The sequence below is a fragment of the uncultured Rikenella sp. genome (assembly GCF_947628055.1).
Taxonomy (GTDB): domain Bacteria; phylum Bacteroidota; class Bacteroidia; order Bacteroidales; family Rikenellaceae; genus Rikenella.
The window spans coordinates 1-6,527 of the sequence record NZ_CANQYJ010000125.1; the positions used below are offsets into that span (position 1 = coordinate 1).

6 protein-coding genes are annotated in these 6,527 nt (G+C 55.5%); 5 read left to right on the plus strand and 1 reads right to left on the minus strand.

The genetic code is table 11. From position 1 onward, the window contains the following. Positions 1–36: 36 nt before the first annotated feature. Positions 37–402, minus strand: coding sequence for a hypothetical protein (locus Q0Z93_RS09335; protein WP_298064858.1), 366 nt, complete (start codon positions 400–402; stop codon positions 37–39). 268 nt (positions 403–670) lie between these two features. On the opposite strand from Q0Z93_RS09335, the gene gadC reads away from it, so the two are divergent. From gadC to Q0Z93_RS09360, 5 genes are all read left to right on the plus strand, one after another. Next, positions 671–2,248, plus strand: a complete 1,578-nt coding sequence (gene gadC, locus Q0Z93_RS09340) for a putative glutamine/gamma-aminobutyrate antiporter GadC (protein ID WP_298064860.1) — start codon at positions 671–673, stop codon at positions 2,246–2,248. A gap of 27 nt (positions 2,249–2,275) precedes the next feature. Then, positions 2,276–2,734, plus strand: coding sequence for a hypothetical protein (locus Q0Z93_RS09345; protein ID WP_298064862.1), 459 nt, complete (start codon positions 2,276–2,278; stop codon positions 2,732–2,734). Positions 2,735–3,142: 408 nt separating this feature from the next. Further along, a complete protein-coding gene (gene glsA / locus Q0Z93_RS09350) occupies positions 3,143–4,108 on the plus strand; it encodes a glutaminase A (RefSeq protein ID WP_298064863.1) in 966 nt (321 codons plus the stop codon). 241 nt (positions 4,109–4,349) lie between these two features. Further along, complete coding sequence (locus Q0Z93_RS09355; RefSeq protein WP_298064864.1) at positions 4,350–5,750, plus strand: ABC transporter permease; 1,401 nt, start codon at positions 4,350–4,352, stop codon at positions 5,748–5,750. Further along, positions 5,701–6,527: FtsX-like permease family protein (locus Q0Z93_RS09360; protein ID WP_363291727.1), on the plus strand; the 827-nt coding region annotated here is incomplete at its 3' end. The genes Q0Z93_RS09355 and Q0Z93_RS09360, both read left to right, overlap by 50 nt.

Here is a 6,527-nt window from a genome sequence, read left to right on the forward strand (position 1 = left end):
GAGGAACGGGGCGCTTCACACTCCTATCCTTACCTCCTACTCCCGTACACAACGGACTGAAAAACTATGAGCACGCCATCCATAAGCTGTACGAGCCGGTTCGACCGTCGAAGCCCTGCAAAAAAAACGATAAGTCAGTTCTCCGACATAGGTCGCACTCCACGCATAGCCGTTTATTTCGCATTCGTTTAAATAGCTGGTATTCGCATACCGTACCCCGTTGGCCGGATACCAGGCCCCGGTCGGCCCATAGACTACGCTGCGGTCATAGAACCGGCCGCCCGACGGATTGGTCGCCTCACCGTTCCACGTACTGTTCTCAACCGTAAACGCACTCCACGGGCTCAGGTTGTCCGGCCCGTTTTTCGGCACCCGCCAGCCCGCCGGACAAGGGTCGAACAAAGTCTTGACCTCGTCCTGCCACAGCGCGTTGTTCTGCGGAGATGTCCAGTCATTCTGCGCCGCCGCGAAATAGAACGCGCCGGGGTAAAGTAAATTGTTTTAATCCTCTGTCTATTAACTTCTTAACTGACATATCCCAACCTGATACAGAAAGTGCGGATAAAAATTGCACGGGTTTTGCATGAATGCCAGTGGACGGTTCCGACCGGGTTAGCAGTACGTTAGCAAATATCTGAATTCATATTTCATAACCAAAAACTATCCGACAATGGCAAATTCAACCAAATCCACAGCGTTCAAGCTCAGTGTGATGACACTGGCCATTATGAACGTAGCCGCCGTCGTCAGCCTGCGCGGGCTTCCGGCGGAAGCGACTTACGGACTGAGCTCCGCATTCTATTATCTGTTCGCCGCCATCGTGTTCCTGATCCCGACGGCACTGGTGGCAGCCGAGTTGGCAGCCATGTTCGCCAACAAACAGGGAGGGGTGTTCCGCTGGGTCGGCGAAGCCATGGGCACCCGGACCGGCTTCCTGGCCATTTTCCTGCAATGGGTCGAAAGCACCATCTGGTTCCCCACCGTGCTGACCTTCGGCGCCGTCGCCCTCGCGTTCATCGGCATGAACGAAGCGCACGACATGGGGCTGGCATCCAACAAACTGTACACCCTGATCGTCGTGCTGGCCATCTACTGGATCGCGACTTTCATCTCGATGAAAGGACTGGGCTGGGTCGGCAAGATTTCCAAAATCGGAGCCATGGTCGGTACCATCATTCCGGCCGCCCTGCTGATTATCTTCGGGATCATCTACCTCTCGACCGGCGGGCAGAACCAGATGGACATGAGCCAGAGCTTCTTTCCCGACCTCTCGAAGTTCGACAATTTGGTGCTGGCCTCCAGTATCTTCCTCTTCTATGCCGGGATGGAGATGATGGGCGTGCATGTGATGGACGTGAACAATCCGGGGAAAAACTATCCGCGGGCGATTTTTATCGGCGCGTTGATCACCGTGTTGATCTTCGTATTGGGCACCTTCGCCTTGGGGCTGGTGATTCCGGCCAAAGACATCAGCCTGACGCAATCGCTGCTGGTCGGATTCGACAATTATCTGCGCTATCTCCATCTGACTTGGGCGACTCCGGTGATCGCCGTCGCGCTGGCGTTCGGTGTGCTGGCCGGGGTGCTGACTTGGGTGGCCGGGCCGTCGAAAGGTATCTTCACGGTGGGAAAAGCGGGCTATCTGCCGCCGTTCTTCCAGAAGACCAACAAATTGGGCGTTCAGAAAAATATTCTTTACGTGCAGGGGGGCGTGGTGACGCTTTTGGGGCTGCTCTTCGTGGTCATGCCTTCCGTGCAGTCGTTTTACCAGATTCTTTCCCAGCTGACGGTGCTTTTGTATCTGATTATGTACATGTTGATGTTCGCTTCGGCCATCATGCTGCGCTATAAGATGCCCAAGGAGCAGCGTCCGTTCCGGATCGGCAAGAAGGGAAATATTCTGCTTTGGTTCGTCGGCGGAATCGGATTCTTAGGTTCTTTGCTGGCCTTTATCCTGAGCTTCGTGAAGCCGGGTTCCATTTCGGGGATCGGAGACGGCATGTGGTTCGGCGTACTGATTATCGGTGCGGTGATTGTCGTGGCGGTCCCGTTCGTGATCTATGCTTTGCGCAAACCGGGATGGAAGGACCCGAATGCCCGGATCGAACCGTTCCACTGGGAAACTGCTGCGACCGTTCAGGCTGCACCGGCGGCTTCGGGCGCTCCGGTAGTGCCGCCGACTGCGAATCCGGTCGTCGATCCGAACACCGGTGAGGGGAACAATCCGCGGGTAAATAAACACAATTAATAAATTTTTCTCAAAAACTATCGAATTATGAAAGCGACTGTCAATCACAAGGAGGCTAAAGAAGCTTTGGCCGAAGCGAAAAAGGACATGAAAGAGGCGGGCCGTTCCATCAAAAGTGCGGCCGGGAACACCAAAGAGGCGGTCTCCAAAGAGGCCGAACATCTCAAGGAGCGCATGAAAGAGAAGGCGGGTCAGGCCCGGGAGAAGGCGGATGAAACCAAAAGCTCGCTGAAAAAAAAGGCGGAGCTGGTGAAGGAAACGGTCAAGGAGAAGGCCGGACAGATGAAGGAGGTGGTCAAGGAAAAGGCGGAGCTGGCTAAGGAAAAGGTCGGCGAACTGAAAGACTCTGTGAAGGAGAAGATGAATCAGGGGGTGGCTTCTGCGGCTTCGGCTGTTTCGTCGGCTGCCGGAAAGGTGAGTGTCAAGGCTGCCGAGATGGGGGTCAAGGCGAAAGCAAAGGCTGTCACGGCGAAGGTCGACAAATAAGTGTAATACGGGGAAATGTCTCCCCTGACTTAAAAAGCGATTATATACTTTGTCGTAGGTTTATTTTGCGCGGTGCTGTGAGTGACTGTTCTTTCTTTGAAAAGAAAGAACCAAAGAAACTTTCAGATAGCTGCGCTACTCCTTAGGCTCCGCAGTCCTCTTGCATTGCACTTTCTTTGGGGTGCGGCAATAGCGGGTATAAGGTAATCACTCGATAACCCGCTATTGCTCACACCCCAAAAGGATCAAAGACAAGGGTACCCGGCAGGCTCAAGAGATGCGTTAGCATCTCAAAAAGTTTTTCTGGTTCTCTTTGTTCACAAAGAGAACAGTTCCCTCAAACCGAGTGTACAATAAACCCTACAATTAAGCATATAATTGCATAACAGAAAATTATCGAGGCATATTATGAAAAAAACTATTTCTGTAGCCGAGCTCAAAGCCGTGGTGAACGAAGCCTACGAGCAAGTGAAAAACACCACAGGCGGCGCCAATGCCGACTACATACCCTACCTGGCCAACGTGCCCTCCGATTTGTTCGGGATTGCCGTGAGCCTGCCCGGCGGCGAAGTGATCGAAGTCGGAGATACAGACTACGTGTTCGGCATCGAATCCATATCGAAAGTGCATACCGCCGTGTTAGTGCTGCGCCAGTCAGGGCCCGAAGTTCTGCTCGAAAAGATCGGGGCGGACGCCACGGGACTGCCGTTCAACTCCATTATGGCGATCCTGCTGGAGAACGACCATCCCAGCACGCCGCTGGTCAACTCGGGAGCCATTTCGGCTTGCAGCATGGTTGCGCCCGTCGGTAATTCGGAGGCCAAGTGGAAAGCGATCGAAGAAAATATGGCCGATTTGTGCGGTTCGCCGTTGGTGCTCCAGGACGAGCTGTACCGGTCGGAGACGGCCACCAACTTCAACAACAAATCGATCGCATGGCTGTTGAAGAATTACGGCCGGATCTATGACGATCCGGACATGTCGCTCGACCTCTATACTCGCCAGTGCTCGATGGGCGTGACCGTCCGGCAGCTGGCAGTCGCGGGCTGCACGATCGCGAACTACGGGCTGAACCCGGTGACAGGCAAGCAAGTGTTCGACCGGGCGCTCGCCCCCAAGATCACGGCGATGATCGCCGCGGTCGGTTTCTACGAACATACAGGCGACTGGATGTATACCAGTGGCATACCCGCAAAGACGGGTGTCGGAGGCGGTGTTATGGGCGTTCTGCCCGGTGGGTTTGGAATCGCCGCCTTCGCCCCGCCGTTAGACGACGCCGGCAACTCGGTGAAAGCTCAGCAGGCCATCAAATACATCGCCCGGCATTTGGGGGTGAACGTGTACAATGGCGACTGCATCGAGATCACTGCGTAGTCCGAGCTGTGCTGCGAAGCACGGCGGCGTTTGATGCGCCCGGGCCGGTCGCTCCTCTCGAGGAGCGTACCGGCCCGGGTTTTTTAGGCACCTGGTGTCCAAATTTTGGACACCAGGTGTCAAGAAATTAGACAATCCGTCCATCGGGCTTGTTGTCTATGTCTGTTATAATCAACGAATTAAGTGGTTTTGCACGTTTTTGGCACGGGAAGGTACAGTCGAACCATTTAATACTGATGTCATGAGGCACTTATTCGGGTTGAAATCGTTCTGGAACTTTCTCCGGCGGAACAAGCTGTTCACGGCGATCAACATTTTCGGTTTCGCCGTCTCGTTGATGTTCGTGGTGCTGATCGGGCTGTATATTCAGGATGAACTGCGGGTGGACCGACAGCATGAAAAAGGCGAACGGATCTACCGGCTGGAACATGCCAAAGGAGTACTGTTCGGCGCGCCGACTGCACCGGGTTTGGAAGCCCGGTATTCGGAGATCGAGGCGACGGTGCGGATATGGGGGTACCCCGGCGGACAACTCTATTCGCCGGTAATGGAACAGCTCTTTTGGGGCGACGTGTGGTATGCCGATTCGACCTTGTTCGACGTTTTTTCGTTTCCGTTCGTCGAAGGCGATCCGCACACGGCTTTGCAGGCCAAAAACAATATCGTATTGTCGGAAAGTTTTGCCCGGAAGCTCTTCGGCAATCGGTCGGCCGTGGGGCAACCGGTCAAGGTGTCCGAAAAATCCCGAGCGGAATTTATCGTCAGCGGCGTGATCCGGGATATCGACCGGACGCACTTTCGGTCGGTGGATATGATCTATCCGATGTCCAAACTACAGGCTGAAGATCGGATGTTCCAGACCAACTTCGATGACTTCGGGACCCGGTCCTATGCGACGTACGTATTGACGAAACCGGGGGCGGACCTGTCGTCGAAAACGGCCGAGATGCCGGCATTTTTCCGCGAATTGGGCGACCCGACATTTGTAAACGATCCGACGCAGACGATCCGGTTGGTGTCGCTGCGGGATATTTACCTTCATCCGGCAATCGACAACACGGGACTGTTCCGCGGGAACAACGCGACTTTCGTGCTGATCCTCGGTCTGACGGCGGTGCTGATCCTGGTTTTCGCAGTGATCAACTACATCAACCTGTCGGTGGCGCAGAGCGGGTTCCGGGCGAAAGAGGCCGCTACGCGACGGTTGTTGGGCGGCTCGCGCGGCAGTCTGTTCGGCGGATTTATCCTCGAATCGTTGATTATCTGTTTTGTGTCGTTCGTACTGGGGCTGTTGATGGCGTCCAGTGTCGAGCCGTGGTTCCGGGAGGTGATGCAGACCGACATCTCCATCAAAGAGAATTTCACGACGGAGAATGTGCTGCTGGCTTTGGCGGGGGTGCTGGTGATCGGGGCGGTCTCGGGGTTGGTACCGGCTTTCGTGCTGACGCGCTTCCAAACCGATCGATGTGGTACGGGGAACGTTCCACCGTCAGACCAAAATGGTCTACAGCAAGGTCTTGATCGTTTTTCAGTACTGCATTACCATTGCCTTGCTCGGCTGTACGATCACGGTGATCCGGCAGACGAACTTCATGATGAAGACCGACTTAGGCTACCGGCACGACTACCTCCTCACCTGTGACAATGTGGCCCGAAATGTAGCGGAACGGGCCTCGGTTAGGAGCCAGCTGATGGCGATTCCGGGGGTCGAGCAGGTGGCCTTCGTAGCCGGCACGCCAACTGATGGCGGGAATAACAACTCGGCGACAGACAAGGAGGGCAGAGACCACAGCTTTCAAGTTTTCATCGGCGATTCGGCCTATATGGAGATGATGGGGTTCGAGATTATTCGCCGGACGGGGGTTAAAAGTCAGCAGGGGGTGTGGCTCAACGAGACGGCGTGGAAACGGATGGAGCTGCCGGACGATGCCACGGTGTGCTGGACGCCGCAGTTCGGCGAGAAGGCTCCGCTGCTGGGGATGGTGCGGGATTTCCACACGACGGACTTGAGCAAGCCGATCGGCGAAGCGATAATCTGCCAGTTGCCGGAGGAAAATTTTTATCCGTGGCAGATTTTGATCCGGGTCTCGCCGGCCGACCCGTTCGGGACGATGAACCGGGTGCGGGAGTGGTACAACAACTATAAAGGGGGGCAGCTCTTCACGGGTTCGTTCCTCGACGACCAGATCCAGCAGCAGTACGAGTCGCAGGAGCGGACGGCACAGGTGCTCGGTTTCCTGTCGCTGCTGGCGATCGTGATTTCGGCGCTGGGGATGCTGGCGATGTCCACCTACTTCATGCGGCAGCGGGCGCAGGAGGTGGCGGTGCGGAAAGTCTTCGGTGCCACGAGCGGCGAGGTGCTCGCGCAGTTGGTCATGGGTTTCCTGAAATTGGTCTTGGTGGCGTTCGTGGTGGCGGT